Origin of the sequence: Mesorhizobium sp. NZP2077, from assembly GCF_013170805.1 — a bacterium.
Lineage (GTDB): Bacteria > Pseudomonadota > Alphaproteobacteria > Rhizobiales > Rhizobiaceae > Mesorhizobium.
Genome location: NZ_CP051293.1, coordinates 4,636,739 through 4,657,707, shown reverse-complemented (window position 1 = coordinate 4,657,707; position 20,969 = coordinate 4,636,739). Strand labels below are relative to the sequence as shown.

Annotated in this window: 24 protein-coding genes and 1 pseudogene; 14 read left to right on the top strand and 11 right to left on the bottom strand. The window is 62.1% G+C overall.

All coding sequences use genetic code 11. From position 1 onward, the window contains the following. Positions 1 to 6: 6 nt before the first annotated feature. Together HGP13_RS23310 and HGP13_RS23305 are read right to left on the bottom strand one after the other, a co-directional pair. Positions 7 to 1,386: an aspartate aminotransferase family protein gene (locus tag HGP13_RS23310; protein WP_172229388.1), complete on the bottom strand. Its 1,380-nt coding sequence runs from the start codon at positions 1,384 to 1,386 to the stop codon at positions 7 to 9. A 1-nt stretch (position 1,387) separates the two neighbouring features. Further along, positions 1,388 to 3,031 (bottom strand): N,N-dimethylformamidase beta subunit family domain-containing protein, encoded by a 1,644-nt coding sequence (locus HGP13_RS23305; protein ID WP_172229386.1) that lies wholly within the window; start codon positions 3,029 to 3,031, stop codon positions 1,388 to 1,390. Between the two features lie 155 nt (positions 3,032 to 3,186). Here HGP13_RS23305 and HGP13_RS23300 point away from each other — a divergent pair, with 155 nt between their 5' ends. Then, positions 3,187 to 3,435: a ParB N-terminal domain-containing protein gene (locus HGP13_RS23300; protein ID WP_172234816.1), complete on the top strand. Its 249-nt coding sequence runs from the start codon at positions 3,187 to 3,189 to the stop codon at positions 3,433 to 3,435. A 62-nt stretch (positions 3,436 to 3,497) separates the two neighbouring features. On the opposite strand, the gene HGP13_RS23295 is transcribed toward HGP13_RS23300, so the two are convergent. Next, positions 3,498 to 4,526 (bottom strand): isopenicillin N synthase family oxygenase, encoded by a 1,029-nt coding sequence (locus HGP13_RS23295; RefSeq protein ID WP_172229384.1) that lies wholly within the window; start codon positions 4,524 to 4,526, stop codon positions 3,498 to 3,500. Between the two features lie 112 nt (positions 4,527 to 4,638). Here HGP13_RS23295 and HGP13_RS23290 point away from each other — a divergent pair, with 112 nt between their 5' ends. The 5 genes from HGP13_RS23290 to HGP13_RS23270 all read left to right on the top strand — a co-directional run bounded on the left by HGP13_RS23290 (position 4,639) and on the right by HGP13_RS23270 (position 8,117). Next, positions 4,639 to 5,037 (top strand): GFA family protein, encoded by a 399-nt coding sequence (locus HGP13_RS23290; protein ID WP_172229382.1) that lies wholly within the window; start codon positions 4,639 to 4,641, stop codon positions 5,035 to 5,037. 151 nt (positions 5,038 to 5,188) lie between these two features. Further along, positions 5,189 to 5,386 carry a hypothetical protein gene (locus HGP13_RS23285; protein ID WP_172229380.1) on the top strand — a complete coding sequence of 66 codons (198 nt, stop codon included), beginning with the start codon at positions 5,189 to 5,191 and terminating at the stop codon, positions 5,384 to 5,386. Positions 5,387 to 5,576: 190 nt separating this feature from the next. Further along, on the top strand, positions 5,577 to 6,449 hold the full coding sequence (locus tag HGP13_RS23280) for an undecaprenyl-diphosphate phosphatase (protein WP_172229378.1): 873 nt from the start codon (positions 5,577 to 5,579) through the stop codon (positions 6,447 to 6,449). Positions 6,450 to 6,582: 133 nt separating this feature from the next. Then, positions 6,583 to 7,206 carry a transglutaminase-like cysteine peptidase gene (locus HGP13_RS23275; protein ID WP_172229376.1) on the top strand — a complete coding sequence of 208 codons (624 nt, stop codon included), beginning with the start codon at positions 6,583 to 6,585 and terminating at the stop codon, positions 7,204 to 7,206. Positions 7,207 to 7,325: 119 nt separating this feature from the next. Beyond that, positions 7,326 to 8,117, top strand: a complete 792-nt coding sequence (locus HGP13_RS23270) for a phosphodiester glycosidase family protein (protein WP_172229374.1) — start codon at positions 7,326 to 7,328, stop codon at positions 8,115 to 8,117. Here HGP13_RS23270 and HGP13_RS23265 read toward each other — a convergent pair. Together HGP13_RS23265 and HGP13_RS23260 are read right to left on the bottom strand one after the other, a co-directional pair. Beyond that, complete coding sequence (locus HGP13_RS23265) at positions 8,101 to 8,736, bottom strand: DedA family protein (protein WP_172229372.1); 636 nt, start codon at positions 8,734 to 8,736, stop codon at positions 8,101 to 8,103. The genes HGP13_RS23270 and HGP13_RS23265 overlap by 17 nt on opposite strands. Before the next feature lie 25 nt (positions 8,737 to 8,761). Continuing rightward, positions 8,762 to 9,679 carry a DUF1402 family protein gene (locus HGP13_RS23260; RefSeq protein ID WP_246707463.1) on the bottom strand — a complete coding sequence of 306 codons (918 nt, stop codon included), beginning with the start codon at positions 9,677 to 9,679 and terminating at the stop codon, positions 8,762 to 8,764. Between the two features lie 301 nt (positions 9,680 to 9,980). Here HGP13_RS23260 and HGP13_RS23255 point away from each other — a divergent pair, with 301 nt between their 5' ends. Further along, positions 9,981 to 11,069 carry a GH25 family lysozyme gene (locus HGP13_RS23255; RefSeq protein ID WP_172229368.1) on the top strand — a complete coding sequence of 363 codons (1,089 nt, stop codon included), beginning with the start codon at positions 9,981 to 9,983 and terminating at the stop codon, positions 11,067 to 11,069. Positions 11,070 to 11,095: 26 nt separating this feature from the next. On the opposite strand, the gene HGP13_RS23250 is transcribed toward HGP13_RS23255, so the two are convergent. From HGP13_RS23250 to HGP13_RS23240, 3 genes are all read right to left on the bottom strand, one after another. Then, the gene (locus HGP13_RS23250; RefSeq protein WP_172229366.1) at positions 11,096 to 11,284 is read right to left on the bottom strand and encodes a hypothetical protein; all 189 of its coding nucleotides are present in this window, start codon (positions 11,282 to 11,284) and stop codon (positions 11,096 to 11,098) included. A gap of 440 nt (positions 11,285 to 11,724) precedes the next feature. Then, on the bottom strand, positions 11,725 to 12,102 hold the full coding sequence (locus HGP13_RS23245; RefSeq protein WP_172229364.1) for a VOC family protein: 378 nt from the start codon (positions 12,100 to 12,102) through the stop codon (positions 11,725 to 11,727). A 31-nt stretch (positions 12,103 to 12,133) separates the two neighbouring features. After that, positions 12,134 to 13,045 carry a LysR family transcriptional regulator gene (locus HGP13_RS23240; protein ID WP_172229362.1) on the bottom strand — a complete coding sequence of 304 codons (912 nt, stop codon included), beginning with the start codon at positions 13,043 to 13,045 and terminating at the stop codon, positions 12,134 to 12,136. A gap of 104 nt (positions 13,046 to 13,149) precedes the next feature. On the opposite strand from HGP13_RS23240, the gene HGP13_RS23235 reads away from it, so the two are divergent. From HGP13_RS23235 to HGP13_RS23210, 6 genes are all read left to right on the top strand, one after another. After that, positions 13,150 to 13,311, top strand: a complete 162-nt coding sequence (locus HGP13_RS23235) for a hypothetical protein (RefSeq protein ID WP_172229360.1) — start codon at positions 13,150 to 13,152, stop codon at positions 13,309 to 13,311. A 37-nt stretch (positions 13,312 to 13,348) separates the two neighbouring features. Next, positions 13,349 to 13,957 carry a class I SAM-dependent methyltransferase gene (locus HGP13_RS23230; protein WP_172229358.1) on the top strand — a complete coding sequence of 203 codons (609 nt, stop codon included), beginning with the start codon at positions 13,349 to 13,351 and terminating at the stop codon, positions 13,955 to 13,957. 187 nt (positions 13,958 to 14,144) lie between these two features. Next, a complete protein-coding gene (locus HGP13_RS23225) occupies positions 14,145 to 14,513 on the top strand; it encodes a lysozyme inhibitor LprI family protein (protein WP_246707099.1) in 369 nt (122 codons plus the stop codon). A gap of 113 nt (positions 14,514 to 14,626) precedes the next feature. Continuing rightward, entirely contained in the window at positions 14,627 to 15,592 is a 966-nt protein-coding gene (locus HGP13_RS23220) for a DUF3592 domain-containing protein (RefSeq protein WP_246707098.1), read from the top strand. A 35-nt stretch (positions 15,593 to 15,627) separates the two neighbouring features. After that, positions 15,628 to 16,149, top strand: coding sequence for a hypothetical protein (locus HGP13_RS23215; RefSeq protein ID WP_172229354.1), 522 nt, complete (start codon positions 15,628 to 15,630; stop codon positions 16,147 to 16,149). After that, positions 16,142 to 16,753, top strand: a complete 612-nt coding sequence (locus tag HGP13_RS23210; RefSeq protein ID WP_172229352.1) for a hypothetical protein — start codon at positions 16,142 to 16,144, stop codon at positions 16,751 to 16,753. The genes HGP13_RS23215 and HGP13_RS23210 overlap by 8 nt, the downstream gene beginning before the upstream one ends. A 3-nt stretch (positions 16,754 to 16,756) precedes the next feature. Here HGP13_RS23210 and HGP13_RS23205 read toward each other — a convergent pair whose 3' ends face one another. The 3 genes and pseudogenes from HGP13_RS23205 to HGP13_RS23195 all read right to left on the bottom strand — a co-directional run bounded on the left by HGP13_RS23205 (position 16,757) and on the right by HGP13_RS23195 (position 19,362). Then, positions 16,757 to 17,278: a hypothetical protein gene (locus tag HGP13_RS23205; protein WP_348647079.1), complete on the bottom strand. Its 522-nt coding sequence runs from the start codon at positions 17,276 to 17,278 to the stop codon at positions 16,757 to 16,759. A gap of 138 nt (positions 17,279 to 17,416) precedes the next feature. Continuing rightward, positions 17,417 to 18,733, bottom strand: a pseudogene (locus HGP13_RS23200) (IS701 family transposase). A gap of 59 nt (positions 18,734 to 18,792) precedes the next feature. Then, the gene (locus HGP13_RS23195; protein WP_172229349.1) at positions 18,793 to 19,362 is read right to left on the bottom strand and encodes an AIPR family protein; all 570 of its coding nucleotides are present in this window, start codon (positions 19,360 to 19,362) and stop codon (positions 18,793 to 18,795) included. A gap of 265 nt (positions 19,363 to 19,627) precedes the next feature. Here HGP13_RS23195 and HGP13_RS23190 point away from each other — a divergent pair, with 265 nt between their 5' ends. Further along, positions 19,628 to 20,743, top strand: a complete 1,116-nt coding sequence (locus HGP13_RS23190) for an IS110 family transposase (RefSeq protein ID WP_172224936.1) — start codon at positions 19,628 to 19,630, stop codon at positions 20,741 to 20,743. Positions 20,744 to 20,969 lie beyond the last annotated feature (226 nt).

The window sequence follows — 20,969 nt, the reverse complement described above, 5'->3', positions numbered from 1 at the left end:
TGCCCCTCAGCCTTCGACCGGCAGGTCGAGTTCATCGGCCAGAACCTCCAGCGAGTCGCCGATGATGGAGATGATCTCGCCGACCTGTTCGCTGGTGACGATCATCGGCGGCGCGACCATGAAATTGTCGCCGTCGACGCCACCCTTGACCCTGCGGCCATAGATGATCAGCCCGCGCTCATAGGCAAGGTCGAGCAGCCGCTGCGTGGCTTTCTTGCTCTGGTCGATCGGCCGCAGCGTCTCGGGATCGGCAACCATCTCGGCACCGGTGAGCAGGCCCTTGCCGCGCACGTCGGCGATGAAGGGAAAGCGCTTCGCCAACCCCTTCAGTCCGTCCATCAGCACATCGCCCATGGCGGCGGCATTGGCGATCAGGTCGAGCCGGTCCATTTCGCCGAGCACGGCAAGGCCGGCGGCGCAGGCAAGCGGATTGCCGGCATAGGTGTGGCCATGCTGGAAGCCGCCGGAAGCGAGCAGCGGCTGCACCAGCCGCATTGGGGCGGCGAGTGCGCCAAGCGGCGCATAGCCCGAGCCCAGCCCTTTCGACAGCGCGACGATGTCGGGCTTGCAGTTCCAGTGATCGCCGCCAAGGAATTTGCCGGTGCGGCCGGCGCCGCTCATCACTTCGTCATGAATGAGCAGGATGCCGTAGCGGTCACATATCTCGCGGATGCGCGCATAATAGCTGTCCGGCGCCACCAGGGCGGCGGTGGCAGCACCTCCGATCGGCTCCATGATGAAGGCGACGACGCTCTCCGGCCCTTCAGCGAGGATCTTCTCCTCCAGCATGTCGGCGTAGCGAACGCCGCGTTGCTCCATCGAAAGATTGTCGCGGTCGCGCCAGGCGGCCGGCGCCGGCACCGTCGGCATCACCCGCATCATCGGCGTGAAAGTTTCGGCCAGCGCGTCGTCGCCGGTGATCGACAGCGAACCCAGCGTGCCACCATGATAGGAGGGAAAACGGGTGATCACCTTCCAGCGGCTGGCTTGGCCGGTAGCAACGGCCCATTGCCGTGCCAGCTTGATGCAGGATTCCGTCGCTTCCGAACCGCCCGAGACGAAGAAGATGCGGTCCATGCCTTCCGGCAGCTTGCCGGCCAGTTCGCGCGCCAGCTCTTCCGCAGGCTCGTTTTCGAAATGCAGGCGGTAGGCGAAGGTCGCGCGGTCCATCTGTCGCTTCATGGCGTCGAGCACATTGCGGTTGGAATGGCCGATATTGGCGACCATCGGCCCGCTCGATCCATCGATGAAGCGGCGGCCGTCCTGCGTCCACATATAGATGCCTTCGGCGCGGTCGATCAGCGGCCGGCGCAGGCTCGACAGGTAGAACAGATGCGATTCTCGCCGGGTCTCGATGTCTTGAGCGGCGGTCTGGGTTTTCGACATGTCAGGATTTTCCAAGGTAGCGATCAAGGACATTCTGGGTGACGCGTTCGACCATCGGGTCTTGTCTTAGCAGGCCGGCCACCCATTCGCAGCTTCCGGCATGGAACACCTCGCCCTTGCCGCGCGGGAAATTGACGATCATGCCATTGCCGCGTTTGACTTTTTCGAGATTGGCGTCGCTCGCCTCGCCGAACAGCGTTTCGGCAGTGAAGCGGCCATCCTCGTCGGTGAGGAACTGATCCTCGATCGGGATGTCGGCGCTTTCCTCCACCTGGCTGGCCATGCCCACGGCCAGAACCTGCAAGCCATCCGGCGCGCCGCTGTCTGATGTGGGGTAGGGCAGGCCGCCGCGGATCTCGAAGTCGAGCCCATCGACCTCATAGCCATAGACATGGCTGTCGGCGCCGAGCAGGTCGCCATAATAGATGCCGGTGCCGGCGAAGGCCCAGTGCTCCGGCCGGTAGACCGGAAAACCACGCACACCGCGCGGCGCGCAACCGCCCCAGCCGGCATAGACACCGCGCGTCGCGTTGAGCCCGAAGGTCGCCGAACCCGGCCGGCCGATTTCCGGTGCCTCCCAGGAATTGGTGGCGCGGGTGACGTCGCCGCCTTGGAGATAGGCAGGATCCTCGGCGCGGGCACGATATTTGTAGCAGACCTGACTGCGGCCTTCGTCTTCCAGCCGCGTCTGCCACATGAAATTGCCGGCAAAGCGCGCCGCATGGCCGCCCCGGGTCACATAGTTGTCGACCGCGTCGCGCATTTCCCAGGTCCAGTATTCATCATGGCCGACGAAGGCGGCGCAGTCATAGCCGTCGAGAATGTCGGGTGAGAAATGCAGGTCGTGCTGGCTCGCCAGGTCGACGGCGTAGCCGGCCCGTTCGGCGAAGCGGAAGAAGTGGCTGTCGTAGCTCGCCCAACCGGACGAGGCGTATTTCTTCGAATGGCCGGTTGCCAGCGCCCACTCCATATGGGGATAGCGCGGTATCGTCTTCGGCGGCACGGCGACTTCCAGCGGCACGCGCGGTGCGTCGTTCGGCAGTACGACGAAGCCACGGCACCATGGGCGCTGTGTCGACACGATGGGCGAGTACTGGTTGCGATCCGGCCCGGTAATGCCCTGATAGTGGTTGGAGCCGCCCCAGGTGTTGTAGGCAAGCCACGTCCCCGTCGCCGCCACCTGCAGCACGCGGCCAGGCTTCCTGCCGGACTGGGGGCTGACGATGAACAGATGGTGGCTGTGGATCGGCCTGCCGTCATGGCCGGCGGCAGTCAGCGTTACCCGATAGGCACCGGACGGCCAGTCGTTCTCGACACGGAATTCGAAGGCGGCTTCCCAGCCGCAACCCTCGGCGGAACATTGGTCTGAAGTGTCCTGCCAGGACGCCGCTATGCCCGATTTCTCGAACACTTTCGTCTCGGTGGCGCCGTCACGAACGATCGCCATGTTGAATGCTGGAGCCGTCGAACTGACATACAGCGCCACCGTCTCCCCGGCGCGGTAGGAAAAGCGGTCGCTGTAGCACCAGATCTCGCCGCGCTCGCCATCCATTCCCGGCCATTCATAGTAATGGCCGCGCACCGCGTGGCGGCGCTGCTCTGGCGTCAGTCCGAAATCGGGGAACTCGGTCGGCAGATGGTTCATGGACACCGGAAAAGGTCGAGGCGCGCCATTTCGGCGATCTGGAGGCCGAGCGTCAAATGGAAACGATCAGGCCAGCATTCGTTAGCCGCGCCCTTGGCCGCCTTCAGCAAACGGACTATCTCAGGGAAGGCGGCGTTTCCGCCATGGGGATAGGCATGCTCAGGGTCCAGAAGGTCAAGCTCGACGATATCTACGTTCCGACGGCGCGCAAGAAGACATTGCACCCCGAGACCGTGCGGAGCCTCGCCGAGGACATTCTGGAAAATGGCATGAAGACGCCGATCCAGGTCCGCCACGACGGCAAGCGCCACATACTGGTCGAGGGTCTGCATCGACTCGAGGCAGCAAAATGGCTCGGCGAGACCGAGATCGACGCCTATCTGGTGCAAGCCAAGCGCCACTGACGCAAGCCTTCGCGGCATTCCCCAACTCGCTGCCGTCTGCCGCGAGATGGCGGGCGTGTTGTTCAGGAAGCCCTGGCGCGACGGGGCTGCCTGAGATGCCTGATGCCGCTCATCTCGACGAAATTCGTCGCCGATTCCCAGAGGTAGTCGCCATAGAGAAACGGCTCGAAGGGCTCTGTGCCGCTTAGTGGCAAGGGCGCGATCTCGGCGTCGACACGCGGCTCGTAGAAAAACGGGATCGAAAACCGTGCCGTCTTCGGTGCAATCACCCGGTGCCGCGTCGCGCGGGCACGTCCGCCGGTCCAGCGTTCCAGCAACTGGCCGAAATTGACCGCCAGCGTGCCGTTGGCGGGCGGCACGTCGATCCATTCGCCGGCAAGGTTTTTTGCCTGCAAGCCTTCGACCCCGTCCAGTGCCAGCAATGTGACAAAACCGGAATCGGCATGCTCGCGGCCGATGATGGTGCGTATCTCGCCCTTGTGGACCACCGAGAAGTCAGGCCCGCTGATGTCGATGCGCGCATTGGCGTCGCGCAGGGGATAGCGGATCAGGCGCAGCGTCGAGATGCCATGCTCGAAATAGGAGTCGAAGATCGTTTCCGGCAGGCCAAGCCCGCGAGCGATCGACCGCATCAGCGCGTTGCCGACTGTCTCCATGGCGCGGTAGTAATCCGCCGCTGCCGCGCGCCAGCCGGGTAGGGTATCTTCGGCCGGCAAGGGGGTCGGCTCGCACAGCGGGTCGTCGGGTGCCGAAATGCGCGCCGTGTCAGCGAGATCCGGGCCGATGTCGATGCCTTCCTTGTAGGAAACGGCTGTCGGCTGCAGCGGGAACCAGCCGCGATAGACGTTTTTGTTGCTGCGGTCGAAATTCCAGCGCAGCAATTTCTGCTTCTCAGGTTGGGGAAGGGCGAAGATGCGCAGCAACTGCGCTCTGCCGTCCGGCGTCAGCCAGGCGTCGCCGGGAAAATCGCGGACCGCCATGAAGCCGATCCCCGAGGCGGCTGCCATGATGCTGACGTCAGCGCGGTCGCGGGCGGACGAGGGCGGCCTGAACAGATCAGCGATGCTGATGGTTTCAATGTCTCGCGTCATGGCTTCCTGCCGCATCACGGTAATCGATGATGTTGTATCAAAGCTTTTCAATTGACCCAATCCGTCCCGCCATTACCTTGGGCGCACATTCTCCTCGTCATGGATCACGGTGATGGCCAAACATCAGGGCGGGTGCCTGTGCGGAGCGGTGCGCTATAGCACCGACGCGGCGCCCATTAATGAACGCATCTGCCATTGCCGGCTTTGCCAGAAGGCAATCGGCGCTGCCTTCAACGCACGCGTGCTGTTTCGCATTGATGATGTGACCATCGAGGGGCCGCTGGCGAGCGTGAACACCTCGCCCGATCTCAAGCGCGGATTTTGCCCGAGCTGCGGCACGACGATGTTTTCGCGCCGCGATTCCGCTGGCGTCATAGGCATCACCACCGGCTCGCTTGACGATCCCTCGAGCTTCAAGCCGCAGATGCACATTTTCACCGCTTCGAAACAGCCCTGGGTGGTGCTCGATGACGGCTTGCCGCAACATGAAGGCGCTCCGCCGCCGGGCTAGGTCTTTCCCTCCTCCCACAAGGGGAGGAAGGAAGTGAAACCAGACCAAAAATTAATGCAAATCGTCACGCAATAGCCGGCAAAACGTCATTGGCGGGCCATCATTGTCTTCCTATCTATGCTGCGCGGGCCGGCATTCGAGGAGACGACGGATGAACGACAGCATCAGCACCCTGGACGAGCTTTTGAGCGATCCGATGGTCCTGCTTGTCATGGAGCGCGATCGCGTGCGCCCGGAACAGGTACGCATGCTGCTCGAACGGGCTCGCCGCCCTTCGGCCGAGGAGCCTCTAGTTCCGCCTGCGCATGTGATCGCCAGGACCTGCCAGAAACTCTGGCTGTGCCCATAACCGCTTTGCGGTTTTCCCCCCATGAGAGCTTAGGCCGGCCCGTTGGGCCGGTTTTGAACTGTGCGCATTCAGCGCGGCCACACCAGATTACAAATTCGTAAATTGATTATCCATTCGATGACGGTATGGCTTGCCCCGGACCGGCCGGTCCCTTCAGCGCAAGTTCGATCTCTCACACACGGAACCCGACATGGCTGACATCTGCACCCAGGGCGTAGACACCGGCTTTGTCGGCCTGGGATATGCCAAGGTCGCGTTTCTCGGCCTGGTGCAAGGCATCACCGAATTGCTGCCGATTTCCTCGACCGCCCATATGCGCATCGTGCCGGCGGTGCTCGGCTGGCAGGATCCGGGGTCTGCCTTCTCCGCCGCCATGCAGCTTGCTGCCCTTGCCGCCGTCATCAGTTATTTTTGGGGCGATGTCAGGGATCTTCTGTTCGGTTCGCTCGACGCTCTGACGCGGCGCGATTTCGCCGACCGGCATTTCCAGCTGGCGTCCTGGATCGTGCTGGCGACGATCCCGATCGTCATTGCCGGCGTCGCGCTGTCGGGCGTGCTCAACGCCTGCAATTCGCCGCTGCGCAGCCTGAGCGTGATCGGCTGGTCCTGTATCGCAATGGCGATCCTGCTGGCGCTCGCCGAGATTTTCGCCCGCCACAAGCGCACCATCGGCGAAGCGTCGCTGGCCGATGCGCTGCTTGTCGGCGTCGCCCAGATCGGCGCGCTGATCCCTGGCGTGTCGCGCTCGGGCTCGACTTTAACGGCCGCGCTGGGGCTCGGTTTCAAGCGGGCTGAGGCGGCGCGCTTCTCGTTCCTGCTGGGGCTGCCCGCGATCGCGCTGGCCGGTCTGAAGGAGCTGTGGGAACTGCACAAGGTTCATCTCGACGCCCATGGCTGGTCGGTTCTTGCCACCGGGCTGGTCGTCGCCTCGATCTCCGCCTTCTTCGCCATCTGGGGTCTGATGCGCGTGCTGGAACGTTTCTCGGCCTGGCCCTTCGTCATCTATCGCGGCCTGCTCGGCATCGTCCTGCTGCTCTGCGTGGCGATAGGATGGCTGGCTTGACCGGCCAGTGTTGCGCGCCGGCACCACTTGGATGCATGAGTCGATCCCTCGGAGATGTGATCAGCCGCGTTCATTGACTTCGGAAGATAACAGCCCTTAACATTCTGTTAACAAAACAGATGGGTGGGGCCGGATGGCATCCTCGATGGGTTGGCGCCGCAAGGCGAAGGGGCTGGGGCTGGCGTTTGCGCTGTCCGCTTGCTGTGCGGCGGGTTCAGCCTATGCCGCGCCCGTGTCCATGGTTGTCGGCGGCTCGACCTCCCAGCCGATCGGCCACTATGATTTTTGCAAGATCCATGTCGCCGAATGCGCGATCCGTTCGTCCAACAGCGAAGCGGAACACATGACCAGCAAGCTGCTGCACGATATCTCGGCCGTAAATCTCTCGGTCAACACGCGCGTCAAGCCGATGAGCGACATGGACAATTACGGCAAGGACGAGTGGTGGGCCTATCCGGACAACGGTTTTGGTGACTGTGAGGACTACGCTCTGGAAAAGCGGCGTGAGCTCAACAGCCTGGGCATCGCCGTTGCCAATCTGCTGATGACGGTGGTCCGCAAACCTGATGGCGAAGGTCATGCCGTGCTGACGGTGCGCACCGACAAGGGCGACTTCATCCTCGACAATCTGACCGACAAGGTCCGCCTCTGGAACCAGACCAGCTATCGCTACCTGAAACGGCAGGCGAGCGACAACACCGGGCACTGGGTTTCCATCCTTGGTGGCGACGAGCAGCTGGTCAGCTCAGTCAGATAGTCTCGTCGCCTGGCCGCGCCTGCCACATATCCTGATCCATGCTCCCGAACCGGCCTTCATAGCGCCGGTCGACGGTGCTATCCACGGCCGCTCGTTGGAACTGGCAATCGGATAGATGCATGGATTTTCTGACATTTCTCAACGCGGCGCCCTTGCTGCTGACGCTGGTCAAGGCTGCGCTGCCGCAGGCTGTCGCCACCACCATGGCATTCGGCCAATGGGTCGCATCGGTGCCGCCGTGCCGAGACTTCGCGTTCGAGGCGACAAACTATCTGGTCTGCGAGGTCGATCCGAAACTCTATTCGATCGAGCTGTTCTGGAAGGATCCTGCCGGCAAGCCTTTTCAGTCGCTGCACAATCTCGACAACGCCCAGCGCGCCGCCGGCCGCATCATGCTGTTTGCCATCAATGCCGGCATGTATCATCCCGACCTCAGGCCGGTCGGCCTCTATGTCGAGCGTGGTCAGGAAATGGCCGGTGTGAAGACGGGATCGGGAAGCGGCAATTTTTCGCTGCAGCCGAACGGCATCTTCTACATCAGCCAAGGCAAGGCGGCGGTTCGCACGACCAGGGACTTTGTCAGGAAGCGGCCATCTACCGACTATGCCACGCAATCTGGTCCGATGCTGGTGATCGATGGCCAGCTTCATCCGAAATTCCAGTCCGACGGCACGTCGCGCAAGTCCCGCGACGGGGTCGGGGTGCGCAAGGACGGTGTCGCGGTCTTTGCCATTTCGAACGGCACGGTGAATTTCCATGCATTCGCCCGCCTGTTCCGCGATGCGCTTGGCTGCGACAATGCGCTGTTTCTCGATGGCACGATATCGAGCCTGTTCGCGCCCGCGATCGGCCGCAATGACGACTACTGGAATCTGGGACCGATGATTGGGGTGTTCAGGAAGAGGGGTTAGGCTCGCGCTTGCCCCGAAGCTTGAGCGCGATCACCGCTATGATGATCAAGGCGACCACGGCGATCGCCGCTAGACCGAACAGGCTGGTCACATCGAGCTCGGGGAGGCTGCCGGCGCCCTTGGCCACCAGCCATCCCGGCGACAGCACGACCGGAGCCCAGATGATCGCCGACAGGATGTTGGCGATCTGGAAGCGGCGCCGGTGCATGCCCATCATGCCCGCGACCAGCGGCACGGTGGCGCGGACGGGGCCGAAGAAGCGGCCGACGAAGACCGCTGCGAAGCCATAGCGGTGAAAGAACAGCCGCGCTCGGGCGACCTCGCGGCGGTAACGGTTGAGCGGCCATTTATGGACGACACCGCGCCCCAGCCATTTGCCGAGGAAGTAGGAGATGGTGTCGCCGAGCGCCGCCCCGATCATCGCGGCCAGAAGAACGGGCAGAGGCTGCACGATGCCGGCCCCCACCAGGCCGCCGACGATAATGAGCACCGTGGTGCCGGGCAAGAGGATGCCGACCAGCACGAGCGACTCGCCAAAGGCAAGCAGCCCGACGACGAGGCCGGCCCACGCCTGATGGTTCTCGATGAAACAAACGCTCTGGTCGATGAACGACTGCACGCAGGCTCCCTGTTAAAAGCGTTGCTCAGCTGCCGCTGTCGAGCAGGCTCCTGAGTTCGTCGAGCTTGTCGTTGACGAGCCAGCCGTAATAATTTTCGACCGGCAGTTTGCGGCCCTTGCCGCCGGCGATGGCCGCGCGCAGGTCTGCCGCCCGCTGCCTGGGCTGACCGACATTGTAGAGCGTCGCCGTGATGCCCGGATTGCCTGAGATGTCGAAGCCCTTTTCCTTGTAGGCGTCGATGGCGTCGCGCACGATCGCGGCGATGTAGACGATGCTGCGGTCCGGATCCATGACATCGCGATAGATCGCCTGCGCATGATCCGGCGTGAGCTTGTCGTAGCCGCTCACCTTGTTGACCAAGTCGGTCACCTCGAGCGCGGTCAGCGGGCTGATCTGGCCGAGGCCGAATGTCTGGCCGGCGAAGAAGGGCTGGAAGAATGCCTGCTGGAAGGTCTGGGCATCGTAGGTGACGCCGTCGACCGTCTTGCCGCGGAAATGCTCGACCCACACCCTGTCGCGGCAACTCCACAGGGCAGCACTGTCCTTTGCCTCGGCGCAGGCCGCGAATTCCGGCCGCTGGACAAAGGTCTGCACCGGCACGCCCTTGTAGCGGAAGGCAAAGTCGAGGCCGGAATAGGACAGCGCCTTCACATAGTAGGTCTGGACCGAGCCGACGGCGGTCACATTGTAGGTATGTTCGCCGACCAGTGCGCCGACGATGTGGATGGGGTCGATATCGTAGGCGGCCGCCACCTGCTTGATATGCGACACCAGTTTCTTCTCGCGCTTCAGCAGCGCGATGATCTTCTCGTATTTTTCTGCGTAGGTGGTCTTGAAGGCGCGGGTTCGCGTCGCCGATGCATCCGGGATCGTCGGTTGCGTCTCGGAGCGATTGCCGGGAGGAACGACGACCAGTCCGCCGGCATGCGCTGTCCCGGCCATGAGCGCGCCGCCGCAGGCGAGGGCCGCGAGCAGGGGGACCAGGAGAAGCCGCTGCAACGCAATCATCAGGCGCCTTTTGGGAATCGTGAGAAATGCCGGCGGCAATCGCCGCCCCCTCGTCTCAACAGCCACATCATGGCGCTGTCAAGGCTTGGCCGGCCGTCGCCGGCGAATGTCTGAAACGGGTCACAGTCATGGTAAAAAACTGATTCAAACTTTATTGGTAATTTCTCGTTCATAACTGGCCTGGTTGTCCGTCGGCTGTCGCCTTCGGTCTGTTGTGTTTTGAGTACAGGTCCAGATGCGGTTACCAGGCGTCGTCAGTTTCGTGATCTCAGCGCTATGCCTTGCCGGCTGTTCGTCGACATCGGGCATGGACGCGCTAGACATGCAGAAGCCGTCGAACGAGACCACCAGCTCGGTGGTGCGGCCGAGCGCGCCGATCGCATCCGTCCCTGTGGCCAAGGCCCGAGCTCGCAAGCTGGCCGAGGCAGCGCCCGTGGACGAACCTGCTCGGCCTTTTGGCCTGGCGGAAGAAGAAACGGCGATGCTTACAACACCTGAGCTGCCCGACAGTCCTGAACTGCCCGACAGTGCCGAGCCGCCGGTCGAGCCGGCTGCGCTGGTGTCGCCGTCGAAGCTATTGAGCCGCAATTCGCCGCCCATGTTTGCCGGATCGATCATGCGCTACGGCTTTCGCGACGCCAAGCCGATCAATTTCGGCCGGTCATCGCCCAGGCATCTCGCCGTGCACGGGGTCGATGTCTCGCGCTGGCAAGGCGACGTCAACTGGGGCAAGCTGCGCGCCCAGGGCGCCAACTTCGCCTACATCAAGGCGACCGACGGCGGCGACCATCTCGACCCGATGTTTATGAAGAACTGGCGCAATGCCGATGCCGCCGGGCTGAAGCGCGGCGCCTATCATTTCTTCTACTGGTGCCGCACCGCCGGCGAGCAGGCCGACTGGTTCATCCGCAACGTGCCGAAGATGGATGGCGCGCTGCCGCCGGTTATCGACGTCGAGTGGAATGGCGACTCCTCGTGCCAGCGGCGCCCGTCACGCGAAAAGGTGCTGGAGAAGATGCAGGTGTTCATGGACAAGCTGGAGCGTCACTATGGCCAGCGTCCGATCATCTACACCTCGCCCGACTTCTATCGCGACAATCTCCAGGGCGCCTTCATGGACTACCCCTTCTGGGTGCGCGCGGTGGCAAGGCATCCGTCAAAGGTCTACCCCGACCGCAAATGGCTGTTCTGGCAGTATTCCGGCTCCGGCCTGTCGCATGGCGTGACCGGCCGCATCGACCTCAACGTCTTCCGCGGCGACGAGCGGCAATGGCGTGCCTGGGCCGGCGGCGGCGGCCGTCAGGTGATGGCGGACGCGGACTAGCCCTTAGCGTGGCTGCCGGCTGATCCTCACTGGAGCTGGCGGCTCCCGCCATTCCGCTCCTCGCTTAGCCGCAACCTCGCCCTCAAGCTCATGATCTCGGCAAGCGCCGCGTCGATCATGGTGAGTAGCGTCAGCGTATCGTGCTGGGTTGGATCGGCCCTGACATAGGCGAGCTGGTTCACGATGTCGTTGTCGTCGTCGGCTTCGTCGCTCATGGCCAGTTTCCGGTTGTTATCTTCCAGACGTTCTCATTCGATCCGATCCGCCGTCAAATTGCATCTGTATCACTTCGTCGTGTGGATGGCCGCCAGACGCCCATCCACCCGGTCCGATCGCCAGACCCTATCTTGCGTGACGGCGACGCGATTCGTCGTATGTGGCAAAGGCAAGAACCGCGGAAAATGACGAGAAACTGAGCAGCACTGCGGTGACAACCATGAGGTCGTAAGTCGACATGTTCGTTCTCCCTGGAAGATAGCCGAGGAGACAGCACTGGCGATGTATCTGCGTTGATCTGGATCAAACTGAGTTGTCTCTGCAAGCGCCCGCCCTGCGATCGCGTGGTTTAGTTGGAAGGCTGTGTTCGCGGGTGAGGAGGCGCATGTTTCCCCTTCGTCATTTACCTCTTCGTGCTGGGTTCCCTGCCTGGCTAGGATCAAGCCGAGGGCTCGTTGATCATCGCCTCGATGTTGTAGCCGTCGGGGTCGAGCACGAAGCAAGCGTAGTAATTCTGCGCATAGTCGGGGCGCGGGCCGGGTGCGCCATTGTCTTTGGCGCCTGCCTCTAGCGCTGCCCGATAGAACGCATCGACCTCCGCCTTACTGCCGACGCGGAACGCCACGTGCAGATGGGTGAGCGGCGGCGTCTCGCCGGTCCGCTGGATCTCGAACAGGCAGCCATTGCCGACATCGAAGGCCCAGAACACCGCTTCCTTGCCGAAGGACAGGCGATATCCAAGGGGCGCGAATGCGCGCTCATAGAAGAGCTTGCTCTTCTCCAGGTCACCCACTTCGATGGTTATGTGATCGATCATTCTGTCCTCCGTTGCGACTGCGCCTGTAAGCCTATGTCTGGCGCGCTTCCTGGTCTCGAATGTCGGCGGTCTGGGCAAGCACCCAATCCCTGAACACCTTGATCTTCGGGACGTTGCGGCGGCTTTCCAGATGCACCAGCCAATAGCCGTCACCATCGGACCCGACGATGTCGAAAGGCTTTATCAGCTGCCCCTTCGCCAACAGCGCGCTGTAGAGGTTTTGCGTGAGGATTGCAGCAGCCTGATCGGTCAGTGCCGCCATCGCGTCATAAGCCTGCCCGCCGAGTGCCGGGCCGGGGATGACACGAGCGGGATCGAAGGGCACGCCGGTCGCTTCGAACCAGATTTTCCACCAGGGATCGTCAGGGCCACATAGCGGCACCTTGTAAAGATCCTCGGGTTGGCGGATGCCGCCGACGCTCTCGGCCAGTTTTGGGCTGAGCATCGGCGTGTAGTCGGCCTTGAACAGATAGTGGGCGATCAGGTCAGGCCATTTGCCGGTGCCGGTCCGGATGCCGATATCCATGCCCTCGCGCCCGAAATCGACCAGCCGGGACGATGTGTCGACCTTCACCGCGAGGTCGGGATGCATCAGCTGGAATGTTCCAAGCCATACGGCCAGCCAGTTCGATGCAAATGTCGCCATGGTCGTCAGTGATAGCACGCCGCTCGCTCCACCCTTGGTGGCGACCCAGGCATCCGCCAGGGCCGAGAACGCGCCCGTTGCGTGCGGCGCCAATTGCTGCCCGGCTTCGGTCAAGGCGATCTGTCTTGTTTTTCTTATGAAAAGCGGCGTCCCGGCGCGTTCCTCCAGCACCTTGATCTGATAGCTGGCCGCCGACTGGGTCATGCCGAGCTCCTCGGCCGCCTTCGTGAAGCTGCCCAGCCTTGCTGCGGCCTCAAAGACGCGGATGGCCCCCAAGGGCGGCAGTTCCCAGCTCATGACGCATCAATCCTCCTGATGCATGCTACGCGACGTTCGATTGGAAGCCAAGGCCGCAACAAGGCATGATCCGGTTATCAACTCGAACCCGAAAGGACACGGCAATGACCCTCTACAACACGCTTCGTCGTCCGATGCTCGACCTCTTCACCGCGCCGTTCAGACCCCGCAGGCGCGGCCTGCTCGACCAGAGTTCGCTGTCGGATCATTTTCTGCGCGACATCGGCGTGCTCGACGGGCACGTACCTCCCGGCAGCCTCCGCTGAAGGCGCTTTGACCCACACGGATGCAAGGGAGGGGGAGATGGATGTGTTGTCGCAGGCTCTGGCCAAGAGCCGTCAAACGATCAGTGCCTATGAAGATTATGCGGAACGCTACGATGCCATCGTGCGGCATGTCCCCAACGAGAGAGAGCAGGCATCGCTGAAGCGCCTTGTGGCGATTGCCGGCACAGAGGGCCGGATTCTGGAAGTCGGGTCGGGAGCGGGCTACGATGCGGATTTTCGCGAGGGCCTGGGCGTCAAGGTTCGCCGCACCGACGCGACAAAGCGGTTTCTCGAGCTGCAGGCCGCGCGCGGCAAGCATGGTGAGCTTCTCGATCTCCTCACCGATGATCTCGGCGGCCCCTATGACGCCGTCCTGGCGCTCGCCGTCCTGATCCATGTGCCGCGCGACCAGACCGACCAGGTGCTTGCCAGGATAGAAGGGTCGCTGCGGCCAGGCGGCGCCTTTCTCGTATCGATGCGCAATGGCGACGGCGAGACATCAGGCGAGTATCATACGGTCTACTGGCGCAGGGACGATTTTGCGGCCCGTCTCGAAGCCGCCGGGCTGGTGCTTCTCAGGGACGATTTCAACCTCGGCCGCAACGACGAAGAATGGAACACCTTCCTGGCTGTAAGGCCGGCGTGATGCGCCGACGCCGACTTGCGCTCGGGCATATTGCCTCTAAATGGCAGGGATGATCTTGTGAGGCGCGGTTTTTACCGGTGCCTTGCGGCCATCTTCGGGGGCAAAAATGCGGAACACGCGGGTAGGGACATCTTTGCTCATCGGCGGGGCGCTGGCCTGTTTGTTGATAACGCTACCTTCGAAGCTGATGGCCTCGGGTCTGAAGGACCCGACGGCCGACACCCTCGACCGCTGCCTGAATGACCCGGCCAATGGCTCAACTGCTGGCCAAACCGAATGCGAGGCGGCGGCAACCGGCGACTATGATCGCCGCATGAATGCCGCCTATGCGACGCTGATGCACGAATTGCCCCGCGAGGCGGCACAGCAGCTACGCCTGTCGCAACGCGCATGGCTGGCCTTCCGCGACGCCGAGGCTAAGGCGCGGGACGCTCTCTATGAAACGAGGCAAGGCACAATGTACGTGCCCATGCAGGCTGCCGACGCGACCAATGTCATCCGGGATCGCGCACTCCTGCTGGAGGGGTATGTTCGCGTCATGGCGATCGATGAGTGACGGGCGGCTATTGATGCTTGGCCCGCCCGCCACCTCCCGACCTTGCGAATAAGCGAGACATTGCCACCGCGGTGCTGTCTAGTGCCGGGTTACTGCACTCCGGGGGGATCAGGGTGGAGCTCAAAATACTGCTTGTCGGCTTTGCCTGCGCTGTCGCCGGCGGGCTGTCGATCGTCACGTTCCTGAAATGGCGGGAGGTGAGGGCAGCCAGCCGCTGGTCGCCGACGCCGGGCAAGATCATCTCCTCGCGCGTCGAGGCGCGTGAGGTCCGAAGCTCTGGAGCCGGCTCGGACAGCACTGATTCCACCGAGATCAGGAATTTTCCGGCGATCACCTACGAGTACAAAGTGGGCGGCAAAACATTTCAAAGCTCGCACTACAGCGTGCAGGAGAACCTTGGCAACTTCGAAGTCGCAGAAACGCTTGCGCGCTTTCCCAGGGGCGCTGCGGTAACCGTGTTCTACAATCCGTCAGATCCCGCCAAAGCCGTGATCGAGCGCACCATGCCGGACGGCGCCTTCAAGTTCATGGTCCAGCTCTCGGCCGGGCTGGTGATCGGCGCGCTGGTTCTGGTGTTTTCCGTCGGCGGCCTGCTCGAGGCGATCCGGCCGCATCTGCCCAAGCCGCAGAATCTCGGTGCCGCGGCTCTGCTGCTGTTCATGGGCCTGATGATCCTGCGTATGGGCTTCGCCCAGAAGTCGCTTGCCGAGCAGGCGGCAAAATGGCCGGTCGCCGCCGGCCGCATTGAGTCTTCAGGTCTGCAGGCGCTGCGGAACTATAGCGGCTATCGACGCTGGCGCACCGTCTTCAAATCCCGCATCGTCTACAGCTATGGGGTCGCCGGTCAGCGCTACAGTTCTGACCGCGTCACCTTCGGCGCCACGGCCACGGCTTCGCTGCCCGGCCTCGTCAGCGGTCAGGCACGAAGCTATGCCGAGGGCAGCAAGGTCGACGTGCACTACGACCCCGCCAACCCCGCCTCGGCCGTGCTCGAATGCCGGGTGCGCGGGCTCTGGCTGCTGTGGATCTGTTCGGCGGGCTTTCTTGGTGGCGCGGCCTGGCTCGTCGGGCTTGTCTGAGTGCAGGTTTTTACGATGTTTTCTGGAGACATCCGATGATCATTCGCAGCCTGGCCTTTGTTGTCCTGGGTTTGCTCTGCTCCTTGCAGGTGGCGATCGCCAAGGAATGTCTGCTGAGCCACGCCACCTACCGTGAGCCGCGCTCGGGTGCGGTGATGCAATTCCGGCCGCTGGACAACGAACCGGCGGCGCTGACGGCGCAGGTGTTTTCGCTGAGCGTGCCCAACACCGACAAAAACCTGCCGGCCGACATCACCTGGACCAATGGCCGGAATTCGTTCCCGCTCGGCACCATCCGCCACACCTGCACCGACGACGACCGCGAAGCGGGCCTGCAAGATGGCAGCGGGCTGTGCAGGATATGGGATGGCCAGGTCTACGCCTTGACCGGCGGCGGCGCCGAGCAGCTGAATTCGCGCGAAGCGACACCAGCGCCGAAAGGGCTGCTCTTGCCCGATTTCGGCGTGGCTTTCACTGAATGGGCCGATTTCGCCAACGCCAATCCGGATCGCTCGGCCTGGGACGCCTTCACCTTGACAGGATGCAGCGATGACTAGCGCCAGGAGATCGATCCTCTGCGCCTTGCTTGCCTCCGCCGCGATATCCGCCGCGGCGCGCGCGGACGAGCCGGCGCCATCGCGCCCGCCGATCGACAAATGCGTCTGGGAAAAACTGGCCGACAAGACGATCGGCCTTGCCGCCTGGACACAGCGCTGCGATTTCGGCTTCCGCCAGATCCATTTCGAATTCGCCGGCAACGCGCTCGCCATCAAATACAGCGATGGCGGCGCGGCCGACCCTCTGGTTGAGGTGTTCGACATCAAGCCGGGCGAAATCGCCGAGGCTGCCGTGCGGCGGCTGTTCCTGGAAAAGACCGACAAGACGGTCATCGCCCGCTGCGTGGTCATGCCTTACACGGAGGGCACCTTGCCCGCCGGCGTCAAGCGTTACACATTCAGCCCCGACGCGGCCTATGCGAAAGAGTTGAAAGCGCTCGCCAATCCCGATGAGGTTCCCGAACCGCCCTGCGGTGACTGGGGCGAAATGCCTGACGGCATCCAGTATTTCGAGGTGCCGGCCGGTGAGGGGCGGAAGGTGTTGTTCGTGCGCATCGGCCAGGATGAGCCGTTGTTTGACGAGCAGACGCTGCGGGTGCAGTAGGCGCTACGCCGATCCTAAGTGTTGGAACAGCTCAATCTGAACAGGGTTGGCCTCATCCGGCTTGGAGCTATTGTCTATGATCTTCAGGATTTCCTCCCGAGATCTAGCCAAACGGAAGAGTCTATAGTTTGCAACTTTTTGATTCCGCTCGACAAAGGTCCTCAGGATGCTGCTTGCTTTCTCAATCAAGCTGATGGCTATTGTCGTCTCTGACAACGGAATGGAGGCTCGGCGCATCAGCTCACCAATGACGAAGAGTAAATGAAAATGGCCTTCGATCAGCCATGATTCCTCAAAGGAATTTCGAGTAACCGATGCCTGCCAGGCCAGGATTTCTTTTCTGCGGCGCTCGATCACGGAATAACATTCGTGTGCCGCGATAATTACCTCGGGCGTTACTGCATGAGGATTGAATGCCTCCTCATACAGATCGCCAAATATATCATTCGAGTTAGTTTTGCTCTTTGTCGGTTCGCCGCAAAGGTACGCCAGGACAAGCTGGCCTGCTCTCGCCGCATCGATCATCCTCATTCCTGGACGAGGTGCGTTCTCTCCACGCTTCCTAACATAGAAATAGTTGTGAGGCCTAAGACACTCGACCAGTTGGCGCTGTATGTTGTCGTTTGCTCTCAAGTCGCGATTTAGCACTACTTTGGCAGATTGTTAGCGGAGAGGGCTCTGCGGCAGTGGGGACAACGGATTGGGGGCGGCTGCGCTAGCGCGGTGAGGATGGCTTGCCTGACGGCGGGTAGGCTCGGTTGGGGCGGCGGGCCAACGATTCTTTTTTCCCCCTCCCGCTTGTTTGAGGCGGCGAGATTGCAGGAAGGCGTAGGCGATCATCGTCATCAGCGCGTGCCGGTGCAGGCCGGTCTATGAGCGCCCTTCGAAGTGGTCGAGGCCAAGTTCCTCCTTGAGCTGCTGATGCGCCTGTTCGCAGACCCAGCGCGCCTTGATGGCGCCTGCGATCTGCTTGAGCGGGGTGTCGGCGGGCAAGTTGGAGAGGTAGTATTTGCGCTCGCCGGTCGAGCGGTGCTCGCCGATCACCCAGACCTCCTCGCCGGGCAGATGCTGAGCGCCCATGTCGCGGATGCGCTGGGGTGGGCCATCTGCAACCCGGACACGGACAGCGGCGAAGCGCGCCGAGAGGCGGCCTTTGGTGCCACGCCGCCAACTGACCGCGCGCCATGGGGCTGTCTCCAGCATCGCCTTCGCGGTCATCGACTTCACATCGGGGATATGCCGCTGGCGCGGACGGCCGCGTCCGGCAACGGGAAAGATCATTGCCACGTCGGCGGGATAGACCTTCTGCTTGAACGGGATGCCGACGGCCCAGGTAAGGCCGCGCTCGGTGAGCGCCTGCCGGAAGGGGGCGCTCAAGCCATATCCGGCATCGGCGAGCACGCAGCCAAAGCGTAGGCCGGCTGCGCGAGCCCGGTCGATCTCGGCCAGCGCGATTTCGGGCTTGGTCCTGTAGGCACGATGGTCCTCGGGCACACCGGCACGGTCGAGCCGGGCGGGATCGGAAGTCCAGCTCTCGGGCAGAAACAGCCGCAGTCCCACCATGACCGGCACTTCGCTAGAGGCCAGCGTCAGCGACACCAGCGTCTGGCAGTTGGCGTTCTTACCAAGCGCCGAGGCATATTGCGGCGCGACGCCGACCGAGTGGCGCCCCTTCTTGGGGAGCGCTGTGTCGTCCACGATCAGCCATGCATCGTTCCCGCCAACTTGTCTGTCGGCCTCCGCAAGTAGCACCTTCTCCAGCGGCCCAGCATCCCACACGCCGCTCGCGATGAAGTGGTGCAGCTGGTCATAGTTGACGCCTGCGTCGCGCGCCGCCATCGGTTGGATGCTCTTGCGATCCCCAAGGCCAATCAGCCCAGCAATATAGGCCGGACACATCCGAGCACGCGTCTTGTGCCTCAACGCCGAGACGAACGGCTCAAGCCACTGCTCCAGATCGACTTGCCAATCCCTGTTCATGGCCGGCCCCTCCAACAGCCGACCTCTCATGAATCACGCAAAACCGCTCTTGGGAATCCTCAAACGCTCCCAGAACCAAAAAAATGCCAAAGTAGTGCTAGGATGCGGCTCTGCGTGTTGCTTGCGAGGGCAACCCGCTCGATAAATGTACTATCGTTTGTTTCGATAATTTTCACATGGACATAGCCATTGTCTAGGTCGGCCATGGTTCCGGTCGAAACCGCATGAATGACAGTCGCGGTTTGGCAGCCATTCACAATCTGAGGGTTTACCATCGTTATAGGGTGTCGGCCATTCGCTACTGAAACTATCTGTTCGCAAACGATTGTAAGACCGGAGTTCAAGAACCAAAAATCGCTCGCCTGCCCGGACAGCAATGTTTCGCGGATTTCCCGATTGACCTCATTATCGAGGCCGAGGAAATATCGAACGTTTTGCCAGATTAATCGCTCATCGAATGTTTCGTTTTCTGCGCTGAGAAACTGAGTCAGTTCCTTCAACGAGACCTTCAGCATGACAGCCCGCTTGTTGGCCTCTTTTACGCTGAACGCGGCATCATCTGACGGAATAATCTTCTTTTTGAACCGAGGCTTAGTGGCCTTTACGACACCATGAGATAGCTCGAACAATCCGTATTCGAACAGCGCAATTTCGTGACGGCTCAGAGCTTCAACTAGTCGGTTGTGAGCATCTTTTTGAAGGGTGGCTTGGTTTGAAAAGAGATGAACCGAAATCCGATAGCTCTCTTCCGCAAAGATATCCCATATTTCCCTAACTTTTGCAGCTAGTCCCTATGATTGCTGGGCCTGAGGGCGGCCCGTCATCCGATATGCAACGGTACGAGGGTTAAGCCGGCTGGCCGGCGCAGAGCCTCATGCATAGGAGACGGGCCATATGGACCATATCAGATTTGTCGGTTTGGATATTCACAAGGAACGGATCTCAGTCGCGGTGGCGGAGAGCGGACGCTCCGGCTCGGTGGAATATCTCGGCGAGATTGCCAATGATGCTGATACCATCAGCAAGCTGTGCGATCGTCTCAGGCGGTCCGGCAAGCCACTGGCGTTTTGTTATGAGGCCGGCCCGTGCGGCTATGGCGTTCATCGCCAACTCACGCGCCTCGGCCATCGGTGCGACGTGGTGGCGCCATCGCTGATTCCGCGGAAGCCTGGCGATCGGGTGAAGACGAACCGTCGCGACGCCACCATGCTCGCCCGCCTTCATCGGGCCGGAGAGTTGACCCCAGTCTGGGTGCCCGACGCCGATCATGAAGCCATGCGCGACCTGATCCGGTTGCGCAGCGTCGTGCGACAGGTGGTGACGCGAGCGCGCCAACATCTTCAAGGATTTCTGCTGCGTCACGGGCGCAAGCATGAGCGCGGGACGGCCTGGCGAAAGGCTTACCGGCGATGGCTTTCGACATTGGCCTTCGACCATCCCGCTCAGCAGATCGCATTTCAGGACTACGTCGATGCTGTCATGGATGCGGAACGGCGCCTGCAGCAGGTCGAGGAACAGATACTCAGCCTGCTCCCGGAATGGAACCAGCGCCCGGTCGTTGACGCCTTGCAGGCGATGCGCGGCATCGCGCTGATTAATGCCGTGGTGCTGGTCGCGGAGGTCGGTGACTTCACACGCTTCTCAAACCCACGCCAGCTCATGGCCTATTTTGGCCTGGTCCCCGGAGAACAATCGAGTGGTGAGACCGTCTGGCGCGGCGGCATCACCAAGACCGGCAACACTCATGCCCGGCGCGCGCTGGTCGAAGGCGCCTGGGCTTACCGGATGAGAGCGCGCATCGGCCGGCACAAGGTCGACCGGATCGAGGCGCTGCCGAAAGTCGTTCGCGATATCGGGTGGAAAGCGCAAGTTCGACTGTGCACCCGATATCGTCGGCTGAGCGCGCGCGGCAAGAATGCGAACGTCGTCAATGTCGCCATCGCACGCGAGATGGTGGGCTTCATCTGGTCGATCGCCTGCACGGTTCAATCCGCGCCAAAGACGGCGTGACCACTATTTGACAGACAGCCAGCAGAGGAGACCACAACACAGGATCAGCCTCGGCGCGATATGCGGCGCTGGAGGCGGGACAATGCCGGGGAGCCCTCGTCTCCACTATGAGCCTCGACGCTCGCCACCTAGACAGAGGCAGCCCCAAACGAAACCAGGTCATGCGGCCCGACCCGCGGATGAGAGATTGTTGACCGACGTTCAAGTCCCGCCTCTTGCACCTCAT

Coding starts and splice junctions, on each gene's coding strand:
- HGP13_RS23300 (WP_172234816.1), top strand. CDS start 3,187: ATGCTCAGGGTCCAGAAGGTCAAGCTCGACGATATCTACGTTCCGACG.
- HGP13_RS23290 (WP_172229382.1), top strand. CDS start 4,639: ATGGCCAAACATCAGGGCGGGTGCCTGTGCGGAGCGGTGCGCTATAGC.
- HGP13_RS23305 (WP_172229386.1), bottom strand. CDS start 3,031: ATGAACCATCTGCCGACCGAGTTCCCCGATTTCGGACTGACGCCAGAG.
- HGP13_RS23215 (WP_172229354.1), top strand. CDS start 15,628: ATGATCATTCGCAGCCTGGCCTTTGTTGTCCTGGGTTTGCTCTGCTCC.
- HGP13_RS23275 (WP_172229376.1), top strand. CDS start 6,583: ATGGCATCCTCGATGGGTTGGCGCCGCAAGGCGAAGGGGCTGGGGCTG.
- HGP13_RS23310 (WP_172229388.1), bottom strand. CDS start 1,386: ATGTCGAAAACCCAGACCGCCGCTCAAGACATCGAGACCCGGCGAGAA.
- HGP13_RS23235 (WP_172229360.1), top strand. CDS start 13,150: ATGACCCTCTACAACACGCTTCGTCGTCCGATGCTCGACCTCTTCACC.
- HGP13_RS23225 (WP_246707099.1), top strand. CDS start 14,145: ATGGCCTCGGGTCTGAAGGACCCGACGGCCGACACCCTCGACCGCTGC.
- HGP13_RS23260 (WP_246707463.1), bottom strand. CDS start 9,679: ATGGCCGGGACAGCGCATGCCGGCGGACTGGTCGTCGTTCCTCCCGGC.
- HGP13_RS23270 (WP_172229374.1), top strand. CDS start 7,326: ATGGATTTTCTGACATTTCTCAACGCGGCGCCCTTGCTGCTGACGCTG.
- HGP13_RS23295 (WP_172229384.1), bottom strand. CDS start 4,526: ATGACGCGAGACATTGAAACCATCAGCATCGCTGATCTGTTCAGGCCG.
- HGP13_RS23255 (WP_172229368.1), top strand. CDS start 9,981: ATGCGGTTACCAGGCGTCGTCAGTTTCGTGATCTCAGCGCTATGCCTT.
- HGP13_RS23230 (WP_172229358.1), top strand. CDS start 13,349: ATGGATGTGTTGTCGCAGGCTCTGGCCAAGAGCCGTCAAACGATCAGT.
- HGP13_RS23250 (WP_172229366.1), bottom strand. CDS start 11,284: ATGAGCGACGAAGCCGACGACGACAACGACATCGTGAACCAGCTCGCC.
- HGP13_RS23210 (WP_172229352.1), top strand. CDS start 16,142: ATGACTAGCGCCAGGAGATCGATCCTCTGCGCCTTGCTTGCCTCCGCC.
- HGP13_RS23205 (WP_348647079.1), bottom strand. CDS start 17,278: ATGATCGATGCGGCGAGAGCAGGCCAGCTTGTCCTGGCGTACCTTTGC.
- HGP13_RS23280 (WP_172229378.1), top strand. CDS start 5,577: ATGGCTGACATCTGCACCCAGGGCGTAGACACCGGCTTTGTCGGCCTG.
- HGP13_RS23285 (WP_172229380.1), top strand. CDS start 5,189: ATGAACGACAGCATCAGCACCCTGGACGAGCTTTTGAGCGATCCGATG.
- HGP13_RS23190 (WP_172224936.1), top strand. CDS start 19,628: ATGGACCATATCAGATTTGTCGGTTTGGATATTCACAAGGAACGGATC.
- HGP13_RS23240 (WP_172229362.1), bottom strand. CDS start 13,045: ATGAGCTGGGAACTGCCGCCCTTGGGGGCCATCCGCGTCTTTGAGGCC.
- HGP13_RS23245 (WP_172229364.1), bottom strand. CDS start 12,102: ATGATCGATCACATAACCATCGAAGTGGGTGACCTGGAGAAGAGCAAG.